This window comes from Thiopseudomonas sp. SA1F2-1K (assembly GCF_057443035.1).
Map to the genome: position 1 here is coordinate 1,204,173 of NZ_CM172014.1, position 22,468 is coordinate 1,226,640.

At 48.8% G+C, this 22,468-nt stretch carries 19 protein-coding genes; 3 read left to right on the forward strand and 16 right to left on the reverse strand.

All coding sequences use genetic code 11. The annotated features are described in order from the left end of the window. Nucleotides 1-26: 26 nt before the first annotated feature. From AC2T15_RS05805 to AC2T15_RS05850, 10 genes are all read right to left on the reverse strand, one after another. Nucleotides 27-1,220 carry an MFS transporter gene (locus AC2T15_RS05805; protein WP_053099580.1) on the reverse strand — a complete coding sequence of 398 codons (1,194 nt, stop codon included), beginning with the start codon at nucleotides 1,218-1,220 and terminating at the stop codon, nucleotides 27-29. A gap of 92 nt (nucleotides 1,221-1,312) precedes the next feature. Continuing rightward, nucleotides 1,313-2,194 (reverse strand): peptidoglycan DD-metalloendopeptidase family protein, encoded by an 882-nt coding sequence (locus tag AC2T15_RS05810; RefSeq protein WP_231692721.1) that lies wholly within the window; start codon nucleotides 2,192-2,194, stop codon nucleotides 1,313-1,315. A gap of 25 nt (nucleotides 2,195-2,219) precedes the next feature. After that, nucleotides 2,220-3,164, reverse strand: coding sequence for a DUF368 domain-containing protein (locus AC2T15_RS05815; protein ID WP_486778974.1), 945 nt, complete (start codon nucleotides 3,162-3,164; stop codon nucleotides 2,220-2,222). 2 nt (nucleotides 3,165-3,166) lie between these two features. After that, nucleotides 3,167-3,808, reverse strand: a complete 642-nt coding sequence (locus AC2T15_RS05820) for a protein-L-isoaspartate(D-aspartate) O-methyltransferase (protein WP_486778975.1) — start codon at nucleotides 3,806-3,808, stop codon at nucleotides 3,167-3,169. Nucleotides 3,809-3,810: 2 nt separating this feature from the next. Further along, the gene (gene surE, locus AC2T15_RS05825) at nucleotides 3,811-4,560 is read right to left on the reverse strand and encodes a 5'/3'-nucleotidase SurE (protein ID WP_053099583.1); all 750 of its coding nucleotides are present in this window, start codon (nucleotides 4,558-4,560) and stop codon (nucleotides 3,811-3,813) included. Between the two features lie 22 nt (nucleotides 4,561-4,582). Then, complete coding sequence (truD, locus tag AC2T15_RS05830; RefSeq protein WP_486778976.1) at nucleotides 4,583-5,629, reverse strand: tRNA pseudouridine(13) synthase TruD; 1,047 nt, start codon at nucleotides 5,627-5,629, stop codon at nucleotides 4,583-4,585. After that, nucleotides 5,626-6,099, reverse strand: a complete 474-nt coding sequence (ispF, locus tag AC2T15_RS05835; RefSeq protein WP_486778977.1) for a 2-C-methyl-D-erythritol 2,4-cyclodiphosphate synthase — start codon at nucleotides 6,097-6,099, stop codon at nucleotides 5,626-5,628. Before ispF ends, truD begins: the two co-directional genes overlap by 4 nt. Nucleotides 6,100-6,292: 193 nt before the next feature. Further along, on the reverse strand, nucleotides 6,293-7,516 hold the full coding sequence (gene sstT, locus AC2T15_RS05840; protein WP_486778978.1) for a serine/threonine transporter SstT: 1,224 nt from the start codon (nucleotides 7,514-7,516) through the stop codon (nucleotides 6,293-6,295). Between the two features lie 177 nt (nucleotides 7,517-7,693). Continuing rightward, a complete protein-coding gene (locus tag AC2T15_RS05845) occupies nucleotides 7,694-11,374 on the reverse strand; it encodes a translocation/assembly module TamB domain-containing protein (RefSeq protein ID WP_486778979.1) in 3,681 nt (1,226 codons plus the stop codon). Next, the gene (locus tag AC2T15_RS05850) at nucleotides 11,371-13,047 is read right to left on the reverse strand and encodes an autotransporter assembly complex protein TamA (protein WP_486779025.1); all 1,677 of its coding nucleotides are present in this window, start codon (nucleotides 13,045-13,047) and stop codon (nucleotides 11,371-11,373) included. The genes AC2T15_RS05845 and AC2T15_RS05850 overlap by 4 nt, the downstream gene beginning before the upstream one ends. A 226-nt stretch (nucleotides 13,048-13,273) precedes the next feature. Between AC2T15_RS05850 and xthA the strand changes: the two genes are divergently transcribed. Next, nucleotides 13,274-14,089: an exodeoxyribonuclease III gene (gene xthA / locus AC2T15_RS05855; RefSeq protein WP_486778980.1), complete on the forward strand. Its 816-nt coding sequence runs from the start codon at nucleotides 13,274-13,276 to the stop codon at nucleotides 14,087-14,089. Between the two features lie 25 nt (nucleotides 14,090-14,114). Here xthA and AC2T15_RS05860 read toward each other — a convergent pair whose 3' ends face one another. Continuing rightward, complete coding sequence (locus AC2T15_RS05860; protein ID WP_486778981.1) at nucleotides 14,115-15,032, reverse strand: bestrophin family protein; 918 nt, start codon at nucleotides 15,030-15,032, stop codon at nucleotides 14,115-14,117. A 201-nt stretch (nucleotides 15,033-15,233) separates the two neighbouring features. Here AC2T15_RS05860 and mutS point away from each other — a divergent pair, with 201 nt between their 5' ends. Both mutS and fdxA read left to right on the forward strand, forming a co-directional pair. Then, nucleotides 15,234-17,834 carry a DNA mismatch repair protein MutS gene (gene mutS / locus AC2T15_RS05865; RefSeq protein WP_486778982.1) on the forward strand — a complete coding sequence of 867 codons (2,601 nt, stop codon included), beginning with the start codon at nucleotides 15,234-15,236 and terminating at the stop codon, nucleotides 17,832-17,834. Nucleotides 17,835-17,950: 116 nt separating this feature from the next. Beyond that, nucleotides 17,951-18,274: a ferredoxin FdxA gene (fdxA, locus tag AC2T15_RS05870; protein WP_053099591.1), complete on the forward strand. Its 324-nt coding sequence runs from the start codon at nucleotides 17,951-17,953 to the stop codon at nucleotides 18,272-18,274. 67 nt (nucleotides 18,275-18,341) lie between these two features. Here the strand turns inward: fdxA and AC2T15_RS05875 are convergent, their stop codons facing one another. The 5 genes from AC2T15_RS05875 to tilS all read right to left on the reverse strand — a co-directional run bounded on the left by AC2T15_RS05875 (nucleotide 18,342) and on the right by tilS (nucleotide 22,465). Continuing rightward, nucleotides 18,342-18,932, reverse strand: a complete 591-nt coding sequence (locus AC2T15_RS05875) for a class I SAM-dependent methyltransferase (protein ID WP_486778983.1) — start codon at nucleotides 18,930-18,932, stop codon at nucleotides 18,342-18,344. A gap of 23 nt (nucleotides 18,933-18,955) precedes the next feature. Continuing rightward, nucleotides 18,956-19,999 carry an HNH endonuclease gene (locus AC2T15_RS05880; protein WP_486778984.1) on the reverse strand — a complete coding sequence of 348 codons (1,044 nt, stop codon included), beginning with the start codon at nucleotides 19,997-19,999 and terminating at the stop codon, nucleotides 18,956-18,958. A gap of 119 nt (nucleotides 20,000-20,118) precedes the next feature. Continuing rightward, on the reverse strand, nucleotides 20,119-20,679 hold the full coding sequence (locus AC2T15_RS05885) for a peptidylprolyl isomerase (RefSeq protein WP_053105351.1): 561 nt from the start codon (nucleotides 20,677-20,679) through the stop codon (nucleotides 20,119-20,121). 15 nt (nucleotides 20,680-20,694) lie between these two features. Then, nucleotides 20,695-21,144, reverse strand: a complete 450-nt coding sequence (locus AC2T15_RS05890; RefSeq protein WP_053099594.1) for a YcgN family cysteine cluster protein — start codon at nucleotides 21,142-21,144, stop codon at nucleotides 20,695-20,697. A 13-nt stretch (nucleotides 21,145-21,157) separates the two neighbouring features. Continuing rightward, nucleotides 21,158-22,465, reverse strand: coding sequence for a tRNA lysidine(34) synthetase TilS (gene tilS / locus AC2T15_RS05895; protein WP_486778985.1), 1,308 nt, complete (start codon nucleotides 22,463-22,465; stop codon nucleotides 21,158-21,160). Between the last annotated feature and the right edge of the window lie 3 nt (nucleotides 22,466-22,468).

Here is a 22,468-nt window from a genome sequence, read left to right on the forward strand (position 1 = left end):
CAGAGCCAATCAAGAATGTACGGCTACTAGGCCTGGGGATTTTGCCAAGCCGACTGCGCTTTTGCCGTCATTTTCACTTCATCTAAGCGCCAAATTAACCAAGCAATGGCCACAACGACGGGGATCGAGAGCCAATTTAACCAAGCCCAGCCCAGCAGGACGACACCCTGTCCGGCCAGTAAGCTGCCAATCGCTGAAGCACTAAACACTAAAAACTCGTTAATGCCTTGCACCTTACCTTGCTCTGCCGGGCTATAAGTGAAGCTGAGTAAGTGCGTAGCGCCAATAAAAGTAAAGTTCCAGCCTACGCCCAATAACAATAGCCCGCTAAAATAGTGCCAATAACTAACGCCTGAAATATTAATCAACGCGCAGATCACTAAAATAATGCAGCCCCACAAAATCACTGTACGCGATGAGAACTTGCGAATCAGCCAGCCAGTAAAAAAGGACGGCACAAACATCCCCAGAACATGCCACTGAATCACAATCGCCACATCCTCAAAAGGAAACTCATGGTGATCCATAGCTAAAGGGGTTGCTGTCATCAACAGCACCATAATCGCATAACCCACGACGCCAGATGCAACCGCCGCAATCAGCAGTGGCTGCTGAAACAGCTCAGCATAGCTGCGCACCCGATCCGTTGGCTTCACCGTCACCGCTTTAGCCAAAGGCAACACACTGATTAGCAGCAACGCCACCACATAGATCGCAAACAAGCCATAAAATGCACCTACAAACGGCTTATCTGCCCAGTTTTGCGACCAAATGGCCAAGTTCGCTCCCAGCACTGCGGCAATTACGCCGCCGCCCATCACGATTCCAATCGCACGTGAACGCTGCTCCACACTGCATAAATCTAATGCGGCAAAGCGATACTGCTGCCCGACGCCAATAGCCATGCCGATCAATAAAGTACCGCAAGCAAAGCCGTATAAGCTCGAAGCTTCTAAGCCCTGTAATGCCACCCAAGTACCGACCAAACCAATTAGATTACCTAACACAAACCCGACCTTGCGCCCTAGTTTTTGCATCAGTAGCGCCGCTGGAATGGTGGCTGCAATGAGCCCCAAAAACTGCGCAGCAACCGGCAAGGTAATTAATAACGGATGCGCCGCGAGCTGTTTACCAATCAAGGCAGAGACCGCAACTAATAAGATATTTCCTGAGGTTAATAAAGCTTGGGCAATCGCAAGGCCCCATACAGTTATAGGCAAAAGGCTTTTCCTTTCAAATAGTTATAAGTATAGCCACAGCACTACCACACAACCTTCTACGTGTTGTGCGCTAGGCTGCTACAGAGGCTAAATTAACGAGTAGGCAAATAGGGTATTGGATCTACGGACTTGCCCTGACGACGAATTTCAAAGTGCAATTTAGTGGTATCGGTGCCGGTAGAACCCATCTCGGCAATTTTTTGTCCCGATTTTACCTTTTGCCCTTCATTGACCAAAATGCGCCGGTTATGCCCATAGGCACTCAAGTACACATCGCTGTGCTTAATGATAATTAACTCACCGTAGCCCACCAATCCGCTACCGGCGTACACCACGGTTCCATCAGAGGCTGAGACAATCGGATCGCCAGCATTGCCAGCAATATCAATGCCTTTATTGGCACCCGAAAAACGGCCAACCACTTGACCACTGGCCGGCCAACGCCAACCTTTGCTAGAAACCGCAGCAGTACTGACCGATGCCGAGCTACTAGGGGCTGGCGTCGGCTTAGTCGTCGTGGTCGGCTGACTCACCACAGGACGGCTAACCGTGGTTTGTGGTGCTGTTTTTGCAGGGGTGGTTTTAGCTGGAGTAGTTACTACCGTAGCTGGCCGTCTAACGGGTGTTACCGGTTGCGCTTGGCCACTAAAGCGAATCACCTGCCCTGGGTTAATGTTGTAAGGGGCAGCAATTCCATTGAGCGAGGCCAAGGCTTTCCAGTTCCAACCATGGCGCGTAGCAATTGAGTATAGGGTGTCACCACGCTGTACACGGTACTGGCCACTGGTTACAGCCGGCACTGCATGCTGGCGATCGACCACCTGTACCCTTGCATTATTGCTACAAGCCGTCACCCCTAGTAACGAGACTAGGGCGCTAATCAGCAAAGGACGCGATATACCTGCGGTTTTAGCTCGACTCACAGCACCACCTTGATGATTAATTAAATCCATACTGAACCACTTGTTCTTCATTACTTCACCGCTTCCAAGCTCGAGGCTAGCGAACTGTCGGGGCTGTTGCCGCCCCTGCTAAACGACTCGACCAATACTCTAAACCTAAAACCAATAGCACGCTGAGCACGGCTAATAGTAGTGCGCCGGCTAACTGTGCATCTAACTGGGTGAGCACTTCATACTGCCACGGACTCACGGGTACCTGTTGCAGCGGCACCTGCTCTCCATGCCGATTAAGCTGCCACTCTAAGGTTTCTTTCCAAGGCCACACCTTCAGTAAAGAACCCAACATAATACCCAGTAAAAAGCTCAATGTTACCTCACGGTAGTGCTGCATAGTAAATTTAAGCACATGAGCAAATAGCAAAATACCGCTTAAGCAACCCAGGGCAAACACCCCTAAGGTGACGACATCTAAGCTTTTAACTGCACTGATAATGCTGTCGTACATGCCCATTAAGACCAGTAAAAAACTGCCGGAGATGCCAGGTAAAATCATTGCACAGATGGCAATGGCGCCGGCAAAAAAAACGGCCAGCAAGCCACTACCCCAACTAATGTGCGCAGCTAAGCTGATATACGCGGCCAATCCTATTCCCAGTAATAAAAACAAAAACTGCGGCCAGTGCCAGCGCTGAACTTGCTTAGCCACCAGCCAACATGAAGCGACTATCAAGCCAAAAAAGAATGCCCATAATAATAAGCCATGCTGCTGCAGTAACCAATGGATCAGCCCAGCTAAACTAAAAACGCTGGTGACAATACCGGCAAACAATACCAATAAAAAATTAGCGTCGAGGGTGTGCCAAGCCTTTGCAAACTGCCCCTGCACTAGCCACCAACCAGCCTTAGGTGCCTGACTGATAGCCCCCAATAAACGCTCATAAATGCCGGTAATAAAAGCAATGGTACCGCCGGACACACCAGGCACGATGTCGGCAGCGCCCATCGCGAGGCCTTTGAGAAATAATAAAATGGCTGCTTTCATATTTAATGCTCAATCCCACTCAACATAGGCACAAAATAAACCGGAGTTATGGCTTGTTGAGTATAACCATGACTTTGGCGACGAATCAGATAAAGTTTTTGCGCTTGCCCGCTCCCGATTGGAATTACTAGCCGTCCACCCACCGCCAACTGCTCAATTAGTTTGAGCGGCAACTGATCGGCAGCAGCGGTCACTAAAATTCCATTAAAGGGTGCAAACGCTGGCCACCCTTGCCAACCATCTCCCCAACGAAACACCACATTGGTTTGCTGCAATTGCGCCAGCCGTTGCTTAGCCTGCTCTTGCAACGGCTGAATCCGCTCCACAGTAAACACCCGTTCAACTAACTGGGTTAATACTGCCGTTTGGTACCCTGAGCCAGTGCCAATTTCTAGCACTTTATCCAAAGGGCCTTCCGCAAGCAGTAATTCCGTCATGAGGGCAACCGTATAGGGCTGCGAAATAGTTTGGCTATGACCAATCGGTAAAGCGGTATTGTCGTAAGCTCGATAGTTAAACGCACTGTCCACAAAACGCTCGCGTGGCACCTGATAAATTGCCTGCAGCACGTCAGGATGGGTAATTCCCTGTTGCTCAAGCTGCTCAATTAAGGCAAGGCGTGAGCGATCAGCAATTTGACTCACACTCAAAGTAAGGCCTCTAGCCACTCACTAAGGCTATCTAGCTGCTCAAAGTGAGTTCGGTCAACTAAGATCGGAGTGACTGAAACATACCCCTGCTGCACTGCTGCAAAGTCGGTGCCCTCACCGCCATCCTCAATGCCTCCGGCCACCGACAACCAATACCCTTCTTTACCGCGCGGATTGACAAATTTCACCGGCGGCTTTGCATGCAATCGATGACCTAAACGAGTCAGTTTTATGCCTTTAATTTCAGTCAGCGGCAGATTTGGAATATTGACATTTAAAATGCTGTGCGCTGGTAAATTAAACGCTTGCTGCTGTTGAATCAGTTGGCGGGCAATATGGGCAGCGGTTGGTAAATGTTCTGGGCTGCGTGAAGTTAAGGAAAAAGCAAAGGCTGGACGCTTTAAAAAACGCCCTTCTAAAGCCGCGGCTACGGTACCGGAATACAGCACGTCATCGCCTAAATTAGCGCCTAAATTGATACCTGAGATCACCAAATCGAATGATTGCGCAAAATAGCCATTAATCCCCAAGTGGACACAATCGGTGGGGGTGCCATTCACGCCAACAAAACCATTAGCTAAAGACTTAGGATACAGCGGCTGATCTAAAGTCAAGGAGCTACTGGCACCGCTGCGATCACGGTCCGGCGCTATCACTTGACAGTCTGCTAAATCCTTTACTGCCTCATGCAAGGCCATCAGCCCAGGAGCAAACACCCCATCATCATTCGAAATTAAAATGTGCATGCACCAACCCTTCTTAACCTCACTACTCGCTCACTGCAGTAGTTAGCTCAAATAATTCACGTAATACCACGGTAGCGTAACAGCCAACCGGTAATTGAAAAGCCAATTGTAAAGCATCAGCATCAAGCCATTTGACTGTTAGCTGCTTAACCGGCAAGCGCAAATTGCGTCGTTCTTGTTTTAACCCGGCAGCGGCTAACCAGCTGGCTAAGTCTGCTTCTTGTTCAGCGACACTGTGCTCGTAGGCTGCGGCTTGCGCACTGCTTACTAACTCGCCCTTACCCCATAAAGCGCCTGTTGGATGAGTATCAAGTTGGGCAAAACGTAGATCATCCGCCTGCATTTCGGCTGCAGGAAAAAAGCTAGCACTATCGGTAAAACTTAAAATATCGCCACTAATTAACTGATTCCACTCACCACTAGCCACTCGCTGGGCGAGTATTTGATTAAATAAAAAGCTGCGCGCAGTGGACAATAAGCGAGAACGTACATTGCGTTTGTCTGGCAGGCTGTGGCTAGCGGCAAATTGGCGGGCAAAAGCTAGATTAAACCCTTCGCGGCCAAAGCGTTGCGGGCCAAAATAATTTGGCACACCCTGTTGACTGATCTGCGCTAAACGCTGCTCCAACGCTTCAGGGGCTACGTCAAGGGCTAGCTGCCTTAAGGTAATCACAAACTGATTCGCTTTATGACTCCCCCGTTGTAATTTGCGCTGATGCCGGGTTTGCTGCAGCACCTTTAGCTGCTCACTATTAAGCTGAGTAAAGTCAGGCGGCTGCTTACCAGGTAGTTGTAGGCTAAACCATTGCCGCGTAATTGCCTGCTTATCTTTTAGCCCAGCATAGCTCACCTGACGCACCGGTACCTGAGCAAACTCAGCTAAGCGCTTAGCCACCTGCTCGGTATTCAGCTGCTGCTTTTCAATATACAGCCAACTGTGCTCGCCCTCACCGGTAAAGGGAATATCGAGCACTTCATTTACCTGAAAATCAAGGGGCGCACTTTTTAGCCATGCACGACCTAATGCGGCGCCGTAAGCGCGAGGCCCTAACAATTCGGCTTCAGTCATACACTGGCCAACAGCACAATGGCCTGGGCGGCAATGCCTTCTTTACGCCCAACAAAACCTAACGATTCGGTAGTGGTGGCCTTGACGTTAACCTGGGTAACGTCAAGCGCCAAGTCGCTGGCAATCACTTGGCACATACGCTCAATATAAGGCGCCATTTTCGGTGCCTGAGCTAAAATTGTTAGATCTAAATTCACCACCTGATAGCCTTTAGCCCGCACTTTACTCATCACATCTTTCAGTAACAAGCGGCTATCGGCACCTTTAAATTGCGGATCAGTATCGGGATAATGACGGCCTATATCACCTAGTGCACAAGCGCCTAACAGCGCATCACACAACGCATGCAACAGCACATCGCCATCTGAGTGGGCAACAAAGCCATGACTAAAAGGGATTGTTACCCCACCAATTGTTAAATGATCACCGGCACCAAAGCGGTGCACATCATAACCCTGTCCAATACGCATGAATCTACCTTCTCAGCAGCTAACTGACAGCTATCGGCGTGAATAGCACAAAGCGCGCATTCTACCTGTTTTCTACACAGCTCGCAGGGATGTTACGCCCGATCTTTAAGGAATTATTTTTTCTAGCACAAAAAAAGGCCTAAGCTGGATTTAGCTTAAGCCCTTAATCGTTAGCTAGCTGGTAGCGTATAACTTAGCCAGCCTGCGGATTGCGATAACCTGCGGCAGCGGCGGTAAATAGCACGTCTGTTGAAGAGTTCAGCGCCGTTTCAGCACTGTCTTGGAGCACGCTAATCACAAAACCAACACCAATTACTTGCACTGCCAGTTCGTTAGGAATACCAAATAAACTACAAGCCAGCGGGATCAACAATAACGAGCCGCCAGCTACTCCAGAGGCACCACAGGCGCAAATTGCTGCCACCACGCTTAATAGCAACGCGGTCAGAAAATCCACTTCAATACCTAAGGTGTTAACCGCAGCCAGAGTAAGTACCGTAATAGTAATCGCCGCTCCACCCATATTAATGGTGGCGCCTAAAGGAATTGAGACGGCATAGGTGTCTTCATTCAGTCCCAGTTTTTTACACAGTGCCATATTCACGGGAATATTAGCCGCTGAACTACGGGTAAAAAACGCGGTAAGGCCGCTTTCGCGTAGACAGGTAAACACCAAGGGGTAAGGATTTTGTCGAATTTGGCTATACACAATCAGTGGGTTAATCAGCAATGCTACAACCAACATGCAACCTAGCAGCACGCTTAATAGCTTAGCGTAATCGTAAAGCACACTAAAACCTGTAGTGGCAATGGTGCCGGCGACTAAACCGAAGATTCCCAGCGGTGCAAAACGAATCACCAAGCGCACAATTTGAGTCACTGCCTGGCTAATATCCAGCGCTAACTGTTTACTGGTATCCGATCCGCTACGCAGCGCAACGCCCAAACCAATCGCCCAAGCCAAAATACCTACGTAATTGGCATTTAATAAGGCATTCACTGGATTATCGACGATATTCATTAACACACTGAGCAGTACTTCGGTGATATTGCCAGGCGGGGTTAGGGCCTCAGCTACCGGTTTTAGCTGCACTGTCAGTGGAATCCAGTAACTAGCTAAAACTGCCACCAAAGCAGCTAAAAAGGTTCCTAACACATACAGCTTAATCACTTGTCCGATGTTACTGCGGGCTCCCGTGCGGTGATTAGCAATCGAAGCGAGCACTAAAATAAACACCAGTACCGGTGCCACTGACTTCAGCGCGGTGACAAATAAATCGCCTAATAAAGCGAGTGAGCGAGCAGTTTCTGGCAAAAAATAAGCCAGCGCGATACCGGCGATTAAGCCGATGACAATTTGCACCACTAAACTGCCTTGCAGAATAAAGCGCATGAACGAGTTTTCGGCATTCGCCATGATCAGTTCCTAACAAATAGAGGTGGACGCTGTGCCGGTGGCTTCAGTAATTGAAGTCAGGCCAGCACAGCACCTAAGTGCGGCGCATCTTAACATTTTTTAATCAGCAGACCAGCACCGGGCCGCAGAGCGGCCCTTAGATTGAGTTGATTTAATCCAAGCAGAACACTGCCTTGACTAGAAACTGCGCTTATAAAATAAATCAATCGAGTTAGCGACTCCACTGGCGGCCTCAATGTATAAGCGTTTGGTCAACTCATAGCGCAAGGATAAAATAGTCGATGGCTCAAAGACTCCTACGCCATAGCGCATACTTAATTTGTCATTGATTTTACCAGTAGCCGCAACACTGGTGGCATCACCGCTGCCTTCAGAATCTAAAGAGAACTCTTTTAGCCCAACCGATTCCGCCAACTTATTAACTACTGGGGTGCTGCCCATTAAGCCAAGCGCTAGCGCCGCTTGCGCCATGGCGTTACCATCACCTCCACCGTCTAGCGGCCGCCCTAACAGTAACCAAGATAACGCTTGCTCCTGACTCATGGAAGGATCAGAGAAGATTTCACTGGCCGGCTGACTGGCAGGGCCAGTCAAACGTAACCCAGCAGTGACATCACCGGTTACCCGCACCGCCTCAATATCTAAGAACGGCTCACTAATGGGCCCTTCAAATAATAGTTGTGCTTTACGAATCTCTAGGCGCTGACCATAAGCATTATAGCGGCCATTGGCTAAGGCTAACTGGCCATAGCTGGCCATATTGTCGCCCATCTTCAAGTGCCCTTTAATATCCGCGGTTAAGCCAAACCCATTAAATTTAAGTCGCTCCTCCCCTACTTCAATGGTGACATCCATCGCCATTTGCATACCCGGTTCTGGCTCTTGTTCACCCACAATGCGCGCATCAGGCGAGACTCGAGTGGCCGAGGCGGGTAGTTGTGGTACCTCAATTTGCCCTTTAGGAACCCGCACCACTCCATTAATTTGCAGTCGATTGTCCGCCAGCTCAATCACTAAGTCTGGCTCAACAATCACATCGGCATAGGGTTCAACTACCACCGGTAGCTGCGTGCCTTTCACCAAGACATTCACATCTAAACTTGGCTCCCACTGCACATAGCCACCGACCTGACCTTGGCCTTTAGCACCGCTATGCCAGCCACCGGTTAAATCCACTCGGCTGCCGGCAATTTTGGCTTCCAACGCCAGGTTTTTCATTTCCATTGGCAAATCGCCACCGGCTAACAGCCCTTGCTTCAGCGCAATTACCCCAGTGACTTGTGGCGCCATTAAACTGCCGCTAATCACCCCTTGCCCAGCCACTTTGCCCTCAAGCTGTTCCACCTGAGTAACAAACGGTTTTAATACTGACAGGTCCACCTCTGACAAGGTAAAACGGCCACTGATAGGCTTATCAGCTGGTTGCGGATTAAGACTGATCTCAGCAGTTAAAGCACCGGTGGTCGCTCCTTTAAACTGCACCCGCGACAGCACTTTTTGTGGCGTTAGATCACTATCAAGCGTTAACGTCTTCCACGCCAATTGTTGCCACTGCCCTTGATCTTTTACCTCTGCCAGTCCATTACTGGCATCTAGATAGATTTTGCCTTTAGGGCCTGCAGCCGGTAATGCCAACTGCAGCTGACCATTCACCTTACCGCTAAGCTTAATATCCTCGGGCAAAAACTCTTGTAGAGAGGCTAAGGAAAAGTTGCGCAGGCGATAATCAATATTAGGCTCAGGTAATAATTGCTGTTGACGCTCGGCACAGAGACTGGCCTCTTGATTATTCCAGCAGTGTGCTGAGACAGTTAATTTGCCGCTATGTAAATAATTAATCTGCGTGGCTTGATCTAAAGTAAAACGCTGACCTTCAGCCGCAATAAACATCCGTTGCAACTGTCCTCGCCAATCCCCCTGCTGATTAACCCCTCCGGCTACAGCTAACGCGGTATTTAGGGTTGGTCCCGTTAGGTCCAATTGCAGTTGATGCTGCGCCAGTTTGCCCGAAGCCTTAAGCGCAAGCTGTCCTAGATCTGTCTCACCACTCTCAATTCCCGTCAGCTCACTGGCCAAATTAAGTTGTTGTTGGTTAGACAGCTTAGCGTCCAGCATCAACTGCTGAATTCTAAAGGTGTCATAGGCCACTTTTTGCCCATTTAACTTGGCGTTTAGTATTGGCTGATCAAGAATACCGGAAACTTCAGCTTGACCTTTAAGCACCCCAGATAAGTCTGGCCATAACTGGGACAGTTGAGCTAAATCTAAGTTAAGGTCGGCTTTGACTTGCTGTTTAACTAAGCTGCCTTTGGCGTTAATCCGGTTACTGCCCATCAACAACTGCAGCTGTTGTAAACGATACTGATCGGGTTTGGCATCTGCACTCAACAGCAGCTCTGTTTGCTGGTTGCGCAACTTTCCTTTTAGCGCCAGCTCTGCATCGGCTGTCAGCGCCTCACCTTGCAGCTGACCTTTAGAGGTCAAGGTTCCAGCTAACGTACCTGGTAGTTCTTGCACCCAATAGGCCGGGTTTAGTTCGTGTAGGTTAATCTCGGCCAGCCAATCAATTTGCTCGGCAAACCCTACCTGCACATCACCGGCTAATCGCCCCTGTCCGGCCACTAACTGTAGATTTTTAATCAGTAACTGCTGAAAATTCCCAGTCACTGGTGCGGATAAAGTAAACACGCCCTCTGGCCCTGTCAGACTGGCATCCAGCTGTCCTTGGTAAGTTTCATCCTTGAGCTCAAGCTCAGCCGTTAGTTGATCTAAGGTTACAGGTAGCGGCTCACCTGGCAGTAATTGCTGCCAAGGAAACGCTTGCCAATCCAGCCTAAGCTGCGCCTGTAGCTGATCCTGCCAGCTCAGGTTGCCTGTCGCTTTAATGTATTGCTGCGGATCGGCACCTTGTAAGGTTAACTGCTCAATCCGAGCCTGGTCCAGTTGAGCAAAGGCCTTTAAATCCAGCAGCACAGGCTCAGTATCACCCTTTAGCCGCCCTTCAGACTGAATACTAAAACCCTGTTTCAAGTTCCCTTGCGCGCTTAATCCTAACCGCTCGACCGTTAAACTGGGCTGCTCAGGCGTGGCATTAAAGTCAGTTATTTCAAGCGTAGCAGTTAATGGTAAATCAACCGCTAGCGCATCAACCTCACCCGATAATGTGCCTTGCAGATAACCTGAAGTTGCGCCAGTTAACTGCAACTGATTAAGCGGGCCTGCAGCCTGCAGCTTAGCAGTCAGTGGCTCGGCCTCAGGCTCAAGTGGGATCACCGCCTGCAACTGAAGATCGGTCGTCCACAGCGCAGCCGCCGGATCAAGCGAGCCTTGGGCTTGCAGCGCAATGTCAGCGTAATGCAGGACTAAGTGATCAATGCTGACACCGCTGTTTAACCACGCCAATTGCGCTTCTAGCCCCGTCACTAATGGCTGTTGATTAAGTAGTAAACGATTAACCGCTAAGCGTTTAATTTCAATTTCAATCGGTAACTTAAGTGCAGGCAAGTCTAGATCGGCATCCCTAGGTGGAGTTGGCTCAGTCTCTTCGGGTAACTCTAGCTGAATTTCGGCCACTTCTAGATGATTAATACAGATCCGTTTTTGCATTAAGCAACGACCGCTTAAATGCATTTTAGGCTGCAGCAAGAGAGCCTTTGTATCATCTTGCTGCCAACTAATTTGCTCTGCCGACCAATCACCTAATAACTTGCCCTGAAAGCCTTGCACCTCTAAGCCCGGCACTTTACTTAAGGCCCAGCGATTGCCCGCTTCGCTATATAAGATGGCAGCCACACTGAGCAAAATAAGGCTAATTAGCCCAAAGAAAATACCTAACCCAATAAGTAACTTACGCTTCATAACTCTGGCCCCATTGAGAAATGGATACGCCATCCTTTGTCTTTATCATTAATTGGCTGCGCATAATCTAAGCGCAACGGCCCAATCGGTGACACCCAACGCACCCCGATCCCGGCACTGGTTTTCATCGAGTCGCTCCAACTATCCACTGAGTTACCATGATCGACAAAGGTTGCCACCCGCCATTTATCGGTAATGCCGTACTGATACTCAGCACTGGTAGCTAATAGGTAACGACCACCAATGCGGTTGCCTTCAGCATCACGAGGCGACAAGGTTTCAAAGGCGTAGCCGCGAATACTTTGATCGCCGCCGGCAAAAAAGCGCATCGAAGGCGGTACTTTGTCGTAGTTATTACTATCAATTGCACCCATTTCAAAACGGCCTAAGAAACGATGGCGATCTGCCACCGTAGTTAATCCCTTAACTAAGGCATTGACATACACCAAATCCGCATCGGCTAAGAAACCCTCACGGGCCATACGTACATCCAGTTGCGCACGATAACCATGGCTGGGATCAAGCGGTGAGTCACTTTTAAGTTTGGAAAACACCACACTGGGCATTAAAAATTCCGTGGTGCGTTTTTTAGTATTGCCGCCAAAATCAAACTTTTCTTGTTCATAGCGCAGGCCTACAATCCGTTGCCAATCCCATTTCACTTGTTTTTGCCACTGCAAACCCAAGGTAGCGCGCTCGGTATCGGCATCAATTAGCTCTCGTCTCTCATAACCGCCAAAAAAACGCAAATGATCACTTAAAGGACTGGTCAGAGGAATTTGATACCAAGTGGTGACATTTTGCCGTGGCGCAGATAACTCGGCATCAAAGCCATACTTATGGCCGGCGCGATTGACTCGGTGCCGCTCCCAACTAAAACGCCCACGCACGCCCACATCCGTTGAATAGCCAAATCCAACGCCCATAGTGCGCGGTTTGGCAGGCAAAGCTGTAACCTGCACCGGAATAATATGCGTGGAACTGGCGTTTTTATCTGATGCATCCACCCGCACATCCGCAAAGTAGCCGGTTTCTTGCAAATTTTGCGTCAACTTGGCAACCCGCGCAGAGTTGTAAGGCTCGCCGGCCTTAAAGGGCACTAAACGCTGTAATAGGTCTTGATTAATTTTGCTGTCGTCATTAAAAGACACTTCGCCCAATAAATAACGCGGGCCACTATCAAATACCAAATGAATATCCGCAAGGTTAGCCGCCGGATCAATCACAAGGGCATGCTCGATAAATTTGCCCTGAAAAAAACCTAAACGTAACGCGGCATTTTGAATATCGCTTTTACGTCCTTCATACAGGCTATGATCTAAACGCGCGCCAGGCTCTAGCTTAGGCTCTGGCTCAAACTGAAAAGCCTTTAACTCAGCGGCCGGCCCGCGCACTTCAATATTAACCACGCCTAAACGTACCGGTTGGCCGCGCTGCACCTTAACTTTCAGGGTCGGCTTATCGCCCTCAACCACTTCGGTGCTGATCTCGGCGTGATAATAGCCTAAGGCTTGGCTGGCTTGCTCAACCTGGGCTTTTACTGCGCGCTCATAACGGCGCAACGCCTCGGCATCGCGGTCTTCTAAATCCCCAATATAGGCTTCGATATTCTCTTTTAAGGCTTTACTGGCGGGCTCCACGCTCACCTCAAGTTTTGCCTCCGCAAATGCCATGCTGGTCGAAGCCAGCAGTAGCCATCCTGATAGTTTTTTTAGCACGCTAGCTCTCTCTGGTTAGGATGCGTCTAGTATAGCAACTCAGTTTTATCCCCATCTGTACTATGGGCCTAATTAACGCTAGCCCGCTTGTTTACCTACAGATGCAGCATTTGAATTTTACAAAAGGCTATACTTTAACAGGACTCACTTTAAATTCATTAACAGAGCTAGACCTATTTCTATGAAACTTGTTTCATTTAACATCAATGGCCTACGCGCCCGCCCCCATCAACTCAGCGCTTTAGTGGAAAAACATCAACCCGATGTGATTGGTTTTCAAGAAACCAAAGTTGCTGACGAGCAATTTCCCAGTCACTTATTTGACGAGCTTGGTTACCACGTACATTTCCACGGCCAAAAGGGCCATTACGGCGTCGCCCTAGCCTCTAAAAAAGCACCTCTGGCAATTCATAAAGGTTTTCCAGATGATGCCGAAGATGCCCAACGGCGCTTTATCTGGGGTGTTTATGAAGATGCCCAAGGCACTCCGATTACCGTGATGAACGGCTACTTCCCCCAAGGGGAAAACCGCGCCCACGAAACAAAGTTTCCCGCCAAACGTAAATATTATGAAGACTTACAGCAGCTGCTAGAAGGCCAATTCACCCCGCAGGACCCTGTGATTGTCATGGGCGACTTTAATATTTCACCGGCCTGTGAAGACATTGGGATTGGCGAGCAAAATGCTAAGCGTTGGTTACGCACAGGAAAAACCAGCTTCTTACCTGAAGAGCGTGAGTGGCTGGAGCGGTTAAAAAACTGGGGCTTAGGCGATAGCTTTCGCCAGCTGCATCCACAAGTCAATGATCAGTTCAGCTGGTTTGATTACCGTAGTCGCGGCTTTGAGGACACTCCTAAGCGCGGGTTACGCATTGATTTAATTATGCACTCGCCGGCGTTAGCTGATCGCTTACAAGACGCCGGTATCGACTATGAACTGCGCGCCATGGAAAAGCCCTCGGACCACGCGCCGATCTGGCTGAGCCTAACCAACTAAGCGCTACTCAACAGAATACCCGCCCTTAATTGAGCCAATACTTCACCGCCGTTAACGGCGGTGGAGCTGGCAGCTCCTGAGCTTCCAGTAAGTTAATGTCTAAGGTGCGCTCAATGGCAAATAGCGGTAACTGATTGGGCTGCTCGCCAAAGGGCTCTTCTAACTCAGCACTGAGTGCATCTAAGCCAAAAAACGCATAAGCCACCACACAGCTAATAATCGGTGTGGTTAGACCGGTGGTGGCGATCAGCGCAAAAGGCAATAAAAAACAGAACAAATAGGCTGTGCGATGCGCCAGCAACATATAAGCAAAGGGTATGGGCGTGGCTTTTAAGCGCTCGCAAGCGGCTTGCACATTGGCCAGTTCAGAAATTAACGACTCAAACTCTGCGGCCATAATTTCACTTAACCAGGCCTTACGCCGTGCATAGGCCACCTGCTGGCTTAGTAACAACAATAAATAGTCGGCGGGATTCGACTTTTTCGCCACGCGCTGCGCCTGCTCGGCGCCTAAAATGGCAGCTAATTCAACGGCTACGGGCTTATCGCGCAACCCATAAATCAAACACCGATTAAACGCCCGTAGCAATAAGAAAATCTGCTGCTGAGTGGCCTGGCTTTCCGCTTGAGTAAGATGACTGGCTGCCAGTCGCCCCAATGAGCGAGCATGCATAATTAATGCACCTAACTGCTGACGCCCTTCCCACCAACGGGCGTAACTGGCGTTGTTACGAAACCCAAGCAGTAACGACAGCAATAATCCCAGCAAACCAAAGGCCGAGGCACTGTAACTGGTAAAGTAATTGGGCAAGTAGTCATACATCAGCCAAGCAACACCACTGAGCAGTGCCACTAACAAGATTTGCGGCAGCACCCTTGGTAATACCGAGCCTTGCAAGGTTAAGAGTAATTGCCAAAACCCACGTTTTGCTGGAACAATCATTGCCGCCTCATCATCTGCTCACCCACAACCGACCTAGCAGCTACTGGCTGATTAGTGCGGGCAGTTTTCTAAAATGATTTAAATTGCTGCTAGAATATCGTCCCCGCAATTTTAAAGCTCGGCTTTTCTTAGCTAGCGCATCGAGCGCGAGAAATTGACGAGCTTAGACGTCGCTAACCGACGCCAAGCGTTAAGAGACTTATGACCCAACTTGCTAACCATACCCCGATGATGCAGCAGTACTTGCGCTTAAAAAGCCAGCACCCAGAGCAAATTATGTTCTATCGCATGGGGGATTTTTACGAGTTATTTTATGATGACGCCAAAAAAGCCGCGCATCTGCTCGATATCACCCTCACTTCACGTGGCCAGTCAGCCGGCAAAAGTGTACCCATGGCCGGAATCCCCTTCCATGCGGCGGAAGGCTATTTAGCACGCTTGGTCAAACTTGGCGAATCGGTGGTTATTTGCGAGCAAGTGGGTGATCCTGCCACTAGTAAAGGGCCAGTAGAGCGCCAAGTGGTGCGCATTTTAACGCCGGGCACCGTCACTGATGAAGCCCTACTCGATGAGCACAAAGATAACTATCTGGCCGCCGTTCAAGGCGATGAAAAAGGCTTTGGCTTAGCCGTGCTGGATATCACCAGTGGCCGTTTTAGTGTGCAGCAGCTACAGGGCTGGGAAAGCCTGCTGGCTGAGCTTGAACGGCTTAAACCGGCGGAGTTATTAATCCCTGATCAGTGGCCAAGCGACTCGCCCCTTGAACGCCGTCGTAACTGCCAGCGCTACCCCAGCTGGGAATTTGATTTTGATAGCGCCCATAAAGCGCTGTGTCAGCAATTTTCTACCCAAGACTTAAAAGGCTTTGGCTGCGATCAATTACCGCTAGCGATTGGCGCTGCTGGTTGTTTATTAGCCTATGCCAAAGAAACCCAGCGCACCGCGCTGCCGCATATTCGTCGTCTGATTCACGAGCGCTTAACTGATACGGTGATTATGGATGCAGCAACTCGGCGTAACCTTGAGCTAGACCTTAACTTAGCTGGCGGACGCGATAATACCCTGCAATCAGTCATGGATCGCTGTCAAACCAGTATGGGCAGCCGTTTATTGACCCGATGGCTGCATCGCCCGTTACGCATTGAGCAGACCTTATTAGCCCGTCAAGCAGCCATCCAAAGTTGTTTGGATCACTACCATTACGAGCAATTACAGCCTTTACTCAAAGAAATTGGTGATATTGAACGAATTTTAGCCCGAATTGGCTTACGTAGCGCCAAACCCCGTGATTTAGCCCGTTTACGCGATGCCCTAGCTGCCTTGCCTAAATTACAACAACAACTCAGTGCCCAGCTCGCCCAAAGTCCTGCGCCTCATCTGCAACAACTAGCCACTGAAGTCAACCTCTACCCTGAGCTGGCAGATACTTTGCAACGGGCGATTATTGATAATCCTCCGGCCGTCATTCGTGAAGGAGGCGTGCTAAAAACTGGCTACGACAGCGAACTGGATGAGCTGTTGTCACTAAGTGAAAACGCGGGCCAGTTTTTAATGGATCTTGAAGCGCGGGAAAAAGCCCGTACCGGGCTAGCTAATTTAAAAGTTGGTTATAACCGGGTGCATGGCTACTTTATTGAAATTCCAAGTAAGCAAGCAGAAAGCGCCCCAGCTGAGTATATTCGTCGGCAAACCCTAAAAAATGCCGAGCGCTTTATTACTCCAGAACTTAAAACCTTTGAAGATAAAGCGCTGTCCGCCAAAAGCCGCGCACTGGCTCGGGAAAAGCAACTTTATGATGAGCTAATTGAGCACCTGATTGAGTTTTTAGCCGACCTACAAACCACTGCTAGCGCCCTCGCCGAGCTGGATGTACTGGCTAACCTTGCCGAACGCGCCATGACCCTCGATTTAAGTCGTCCGCACTTTAGCCAAACCCCTTGTTTAAAAATTGAACAAGGTCGTCATCCGGTGGTGGAGCAAGTATTAACTACCCCCTTTGTTGCCAATGATCTGGACTTAACCGAACAACGCCGCATGCTGATTATCACCGGGCCGAATATGGGGGGTAAATCGACCTATATGCGGCAAACCGCGTTAATTGCTCTGCTGGCGCATATTGGTAGTTTTGTTCCTGCTGCAGCGTGCGAGCTGTCATTATTGGACCGTATTTTTACCCGCATTGGCTCCAGTGATGACTTAGCCGGTGGGCGCTCAACCTTTATGGTGGAAATGAGTGAAACAGCCAATATTTTGCATAACGCCACCGCCAATAGCTTAGTGCTGATGGATGAAGTGGGCCGTGGCACCAGTACTTTTGACGGCTTATCGCTGGCCTGGTCGGCAGCAGAAGAGCTGGCTGATCTAAATGCCTGGACACTGTTTGCCACCCACTACTTTGAACTGACTGCACTGCCCGAAAGCTTTAGCCAAGTCAGTAACGTGCATTTAACCGCTACCGAGCATCAAGACAAAATCGTCTTTTTACACCACGTTAAACCTGGCCCTGCCAGCCAAAGCTATGGCTTATCAGTCGCCCAGTTAGCCGGGGTTCCAGAGCATGTGATTCAACGGGCTAAGCAGCATTTATCACGCCTAGAAACTGCCGAGCAGCAATCAACTGCAGCTAAAACTGCACCGCCTCCAAGCACCGCTCAAGCAGTGCCTGAAACACCTCTGCAGGCTGATTTATTTGCCGCCAAGCACCCCCACCCTTTGGTTAAGGATTTATCAAAAGCTAACTTAGATCAATTAACCCCGATTGAGGCTTTGAATTTGTTATATGAATGGAAGCGGCAAATCTAACTTTTACCTCGGTAAACTGCTAGAATCGCCCTCGTTTTTACTTTTAGAATGTAACGCCATAAAGAGCGCTTATTTGCTGTCATTACCCAAGCAGCACCCTTGAGGAGAGAATTAACATGACATTCGTGGTAACCGATAACTGTGTTAAATGTAAATACACTGATTGCGTTGAAGTTTGCCCAGTTGACTGCTTCTACGAAGGCCCTAACTTTTTAGTGATTCACCCCGACGAGTGCATCGACTGCGCCCTGTGTGAACCAGAGTGCCCTGCCGAAGCGATTTTTGCCGAAGATGAGCTGCCAGAAGATCAGCAAGAATACTTAGAGCTAAACGCTGACCTCGCCGAAATCTGGCCCAACATCACCGAAAAGAAAGACCCACTACCAGATGCTGAAGAATGGGATGGGGTGAAAGACAAGCTGCAATATTTAGAGCGCTAACTGTTTAGTGTTAGCTGCAATCAGGCTAGCGCGGTATTTCACCGCCAGCCTGATTAATTAGCCTAAGTTAATCAATCGCTGCTTTCTGAATCAGCAAATTCAACCATTTATCCTGCCTATCTACGCGGTTATCCGCTGTCACCCAGAGTTTCAATACCTGAATATTAGCCAAACCGCTTAAGAGTGCATTAAGCTGCGACTCATTGAGATTGACGAAGCTACGCCCAGCTTGACTGCTGTCGTGCACGCCGCACTTAAACGAGCAATAACCTACGCCACCTACTTTTAACGCTCTGATCAAGCGCTGAAACACTTCAGGTAATCGCTCTCGCTTGCAATGCAATAAAGAAGCACACGCCCAAAAGCCATCGTACTGATTATGGGCCTCTAGGGTGTAAAAACTTTTATGCTCAATAGGCAATCTAGTTCTTATTCTTGCTAAGGCTACTAACTCTTGAGCGGAATCAAATGCATCTACTGAAAATCCTTGCCGAGTAAAATATAAAGCATCACGTCCAGAACCGCAGCCAACATCTAAGATACGGCCATTTTTTTCCATATGCTGTAGAAAAACCGCATAGATATTGGACATATCGACCTCAAAGGTCGCCTCAACAAAGTGCGCGGCATGCTGATTATAATAATGCTCGCTCCTCATTAGCGCTCCTCACAGTAGCTGAACTAGAAACTACTACCTAAAATTTCTTTAGGCTGCCATGAAGCCGCTCGTAAACTACAAGCATATTCAAAGCGTTTACGTAAAAATTCTTTTCGCTTCTGTACTGTATATCCTGTGCTTCTAAGAATATTTTCTTTTAATGGATGAGCACTCTCAATCAGATACTCATTACGACGATGTAATGAGGCTATAGATTTAAATAACGGCATATTATCTGCTTTATCACTGCACAATGGGCAAGCTAACACTAAGTTCCAAGCCTCATTTAACTGTAAGTCTTCACGTGCCCCCTGTTGAATTGACAGTGGGATAACATGATCTACATTACAAAACGTAGCTTGCGACGCCGTAATAGAAAGAGGGCCGTAACAATAAAAGCACTTACCCTTCTGATAACCATTAAGCGGCTTACGGATAGCTGTTAAATCTGTCCGCAAATAAGAAGCTTTACCTTCCTCATTAACCGCTGCTTTCGCATAAAAAAGTTGTTCGGTAGCAAGATCATACTCAAGAGCAATTTCACTATTTTCTGTCCAAGCCGACTCAACCAAACACCAGCGTCCTTCTACTTCTGCCATCAAGTCAGTACTACTTTGTTGAGTGGCCAAATCGAACAACTCATCGGTCAGGCTGATTCCTTGGTAACTCCCTTGCCCTACCTTATAAAAGAAAGGAGTAGCTTGCTGACTATTTGGCAGGCGATGAAAAGCATCTAATACATACCTAAAACCTTCAGCTCGAACCACCTGCAACATTTGTTGCTCTGTAATTTGGCCAAGGCTGTACAAGGTCAAGACATTGAGCATTTTGCCGACGCCACCTGTCCCATTAATTTGCCGCTTACCGGTTTGTACGTGTTCTAACAAGTACTGCGCAAAGATTGGGGTCAACTCATCCAAACTAACAAAGGTTTGATCCTGACCTTGATAACTTAGCAAAGCTTTAGCAAGGGCAAACTTATAGCTGGCAGTATTAGCCCCCAGTAAATAAATCGAGCGAAACTGTGAAGCTAATGACGTATCGCCTGCCAGAAACTGACTATCCATAGATCCATTTCCAAACTAATACTCAAATTATCCCTAACCCGCCACCCTCAGATGACTGATTAGGAATTAATTGGGCTGTTGTGATCAATCAAACCAACAAACAGCCCCAAGTCTAGGGTTTACTTAGCTACCCGCTCGGCTTTTAAAATAATCACCGGCTCAACTGGCACATCGCGGTTCATACCAAAGCTACGGGTCGGAACCTGGGCGATTTTATCTACCACATCCATTCCTTTGGTCACTTTACCAAACACCGCATAACCAAAATCACGGGCACCGTTATTTAAAAAATCATTATTGGCGTGGTTAATAAAAAACTGCGAAGTAGCTGAGTCCACCACCTGAGTGCGAGCCATAGCAATGCTACCGCGCTCATTTTTCAAACCATTATCCGCTTCATTTTTAATCGGCGCATGGGTCGCTTGTTGCTGCATATTGGCGTCAAAACCACCGCCTTGAATCATAAAATTAGGAATCACACGATGAAAAATCGTGTCGTTGTATTTGCCTTCATCTACATAGGTGAGAAAGTTAGCCACACTGATCGGTGCTTTTTCATCATTTAACTCAAGCTCAATCTCACCGGCACTGGTGGTTAGCATCACCTTAGGAAAATCAGCCGCCAATAACTGGGCTGAAAATAAAGCAGCGGACGCTAAAACGGTTATTTTTTTTAACATGGTAAGTATCCTAAATTAACTACTTTTAAAAATTAAATGCTGTTCCCAATCATCTTCAGCCACGCTTAACTCACTGACCATGCGACCACTGTAAGAAATGCGCTCAACATGTACCGCATCAGTGTTTTCACACACCAGATGATGCCAGACTGGCAAATCTTTGCCTTCAGCCACTAGTCGATAGGCACAGGTTTTTGGTAACCATTTAAAGTCATCCACTTGGGCCGGTGTCAGTTGAATACAGTCGGGAACAAAGGTTTTACGCTCGGCGTAATTGGTACACTGACAGCTGTCTAGATCTAATAATTTACAGGCAATATTGGTGTAATAAATATCGCCATCTTCTTCATCTTCAAGCTTTTGCAAGCAACAAAGCCCACACCCATCACACAAAGACTCCCACTCTTCTGTGGTCATCTCTTGCATGGTTTTACGCTGCCAAAATGGCGTGACAATTGCTGCCATGGTTACTCTCTAACTAAAACACTGGCCAAGGTTGCCAGCAAAACTCAAGGGATTCAAAACCGGCAGCGGTTAACTGCGGAAAATTGGCCACCGCCACTAACTGCTGCTGATGCCAAAGCAGTGGAATCCTATCACGTAAAAAACTAGGTAACTGCACTTCTTGCAACAAGCGCTTTAAATCACGCTGACCACGCCCTGCTAACTGCAAACGCTCCCCGCCTTGACGCGTGCTAATCCTGAACTGCGGCCGCGCTAACGGGGTAACTCCTGTCAGCTGTACTAATCCTTGAGGGGTCGTCCATTCAGTCTGCTGGCCTAGATCAAAAGCTCGAAACGGCGCTGCCTGCAACCACGCATTGGACAACCAATACAAGCGTTGCTGATAACGCTGCACTTGCCCACCGGCTAAACGCCACAACGGATTTTTATCTGGCTGCGCATCACGTAAGTCAAACCAACCTTGCCAGTGCGCGGCATCAGGCATCAAACTGAAATCACGCAACCAATAGCGCAGCAGATTTTTTTGCCGCGCCGTGGATAATTGCTGAATAACGGTTAAGTCTAAACTTGGAAGGGATAACCAGCTAAATGCTGGCGCTAACTGCGCTTGCTGCAGATCTTGTGCTGCCAGCTCATCTAATAACTGCTGGGCTTCAGCACTGTGCTGTGCCACCCGTGCCAAACTTTGGGTAGACTGAGGCCAGCGCTGAGTTAACAGCGGAATGACTTGATTGCGAATAAAGTTTCGATCATAGCTATCACTTAGATTGCTAGGATCTTCCACCCAAGATAAGCCTTGAGCACGTACATAATGCTCCAGCTGCTGCTTGCTCACTTGCAATAACGGCCGCACTAACTGGCCCGCAGCTAAGGGCCGCTGCACTGGCATAGCCGCTAGCCCTAGCACTCCTGATCCGCGTAAGGCGCGAAATAAAACCGTTTCCGCTTGATCATCGAGATGATGCCCGGTTAGTAATACCTCACCTGGCTGAATAAACTCACTAAAGCCACGGTAGCGCGCGTCACGGGCCGCTTGCTCAACACTCGCTAGACGTTGATCAACTTGCACTTGGCGCCAGCTAAACTCAACGCCTAATGCAGTAGCCAGCTGCTGGCAAAACGCCGGCCAAGCCTCCGCTGTTGCCTGCAACCCATGATGAATATGCAGCGCCACCAGCGGTGGCGTAGGCTGTTGCTGGCGCATCGCGGCCACCGCACTCAGTAATGCCACTGAGTCGACCCCGCCCGAAAAAGCGATGACCCAGCGTTTAGCCGTTAGCCAAGGCTCAAGCTGCTGGCGCACCAAGCTGACTAACGACATACA

Excerpts from the sequence above, each read along its gene's own strand:
- xthA (WP_486778980.1), top strand. The coding sequence starts at position 13,274 with ATGAAACTTGTTTCATTTAACATCAATGGCCTACGCGCCCGCCCCCAT.
- mutS (WP_486778982.1), top strand. The coding sequence starts at position 15,234 with ATGACCCAACTTGCTAACCATACCCCGATGATGCAGCAGTACTTGCGC.
- AC2T15_RS05810 (WP_231692721.1), bottom strand. The coding sequence starts at position 2,194 with ATGAAGAACAAGTGGTTCAGTATGGATTTAATTAATCATCAAGGTGGT.
- AC2T15_RS05890 (WP_053099594.1), bottom strand. The coding sequence starts at position 21,144 with ATGGCAGCAATTGTCACGCCATTTTGGCAGCGTAAAACCATGCAAGAG.
- AC2T15_RS05880 (WP_486778984.1), bottom strand. The coding sequence starts at position 19,999 with ATGGATAGTCAGTTTCTGGCAGGCGATACGTCATTAGCTTCACAGTTT.
- AC2T15_RS05850 (WP_486779025.1), bottom strand. The coding sequence starts at position 13,047 with ATGGCATTTGCGGAGGCAAAACTTGAGGTGAGCGTGGAGCCCGCCAGT.
- surE (WP_053099583.1), bottom strand. The coding sequence starts at position 4,560 with ATGCACATTTTAATTTCGAATGATGATGGGGTGTTTGCTCCTGGGCTG.
- ispF (WP_486778977.1), bottom strand. The coding sequence starts at position 6,099 with ATGCGTATTGGACAGGGTTATGATGTGCACCGCTTTGGTGCCGGTGAT.
- tilS (WP_486778985.1), bottom strand. The coding sequence starts at position 22,465 with ATGTCGTTAGTCAGCTTGGTGCGCCAGCAGCTTGAGCCTTGGCTAACG.
- fdxA (WP_053099591.1), top strand. The coding sequence starts at position 17,951 with ATGACATTCGTGGTAACCGATAACTGTGTTAAATGTAAATACACTGAT.
- AC2T15_RS05885 (WP_053105351.1), bottom strand. The coding sequence starts at position 20,679 with ATGTTAAAAAAAATAACCGTTTTAGCGTCCGCTGCTTTATTTTCAGCC.
- AC2T15_RS05845 (WP_486778979.1), bottom strand. The coding sequence starts at position 11,374 with ATGAAGCGTAAGTTACTTATTGGGTTAGGTATTTTCTTTGGGCTAATT.
- AC2T15_RS05875 (WP_486778983.1), bottom strand. The coding sequence starts at position 18,932 with ATGAGGAGCGAGCATTATTATAATCAGCATGCCGCGCACTTTGTTGAG.
- sstT (WP_486778978.1), bottom strand. The coding sequence starts at position 7,516 with ATGGCGAATGCCGAAAACTCGTTCATGCGCTTTATTCTGCAAGGCAGT.
- AC2T15_RS05815 (WP_486778974.1), bottom strand. The coding sequence starts at position 3,164 with ATGAAAGCAGCCATTTTATTATTTCTCAAAGGCCTCGCGATGGGCGCT.
- truD (WP_486778976.1), bottom strand. The coding sequence starts at position 5,629 with ATGACTGAAGCCGAATTGTTAGGGCCTCGCGCTTACGGCGCCGCATTA.
- AC2T15_RS05860 (WP_486778981.1), bottom strand. The coding sequence starts at position 15,032 with ATGATTGTTCCAGCAAAACGTGGGTTTTGGCAATTACTCTTAACCTTG.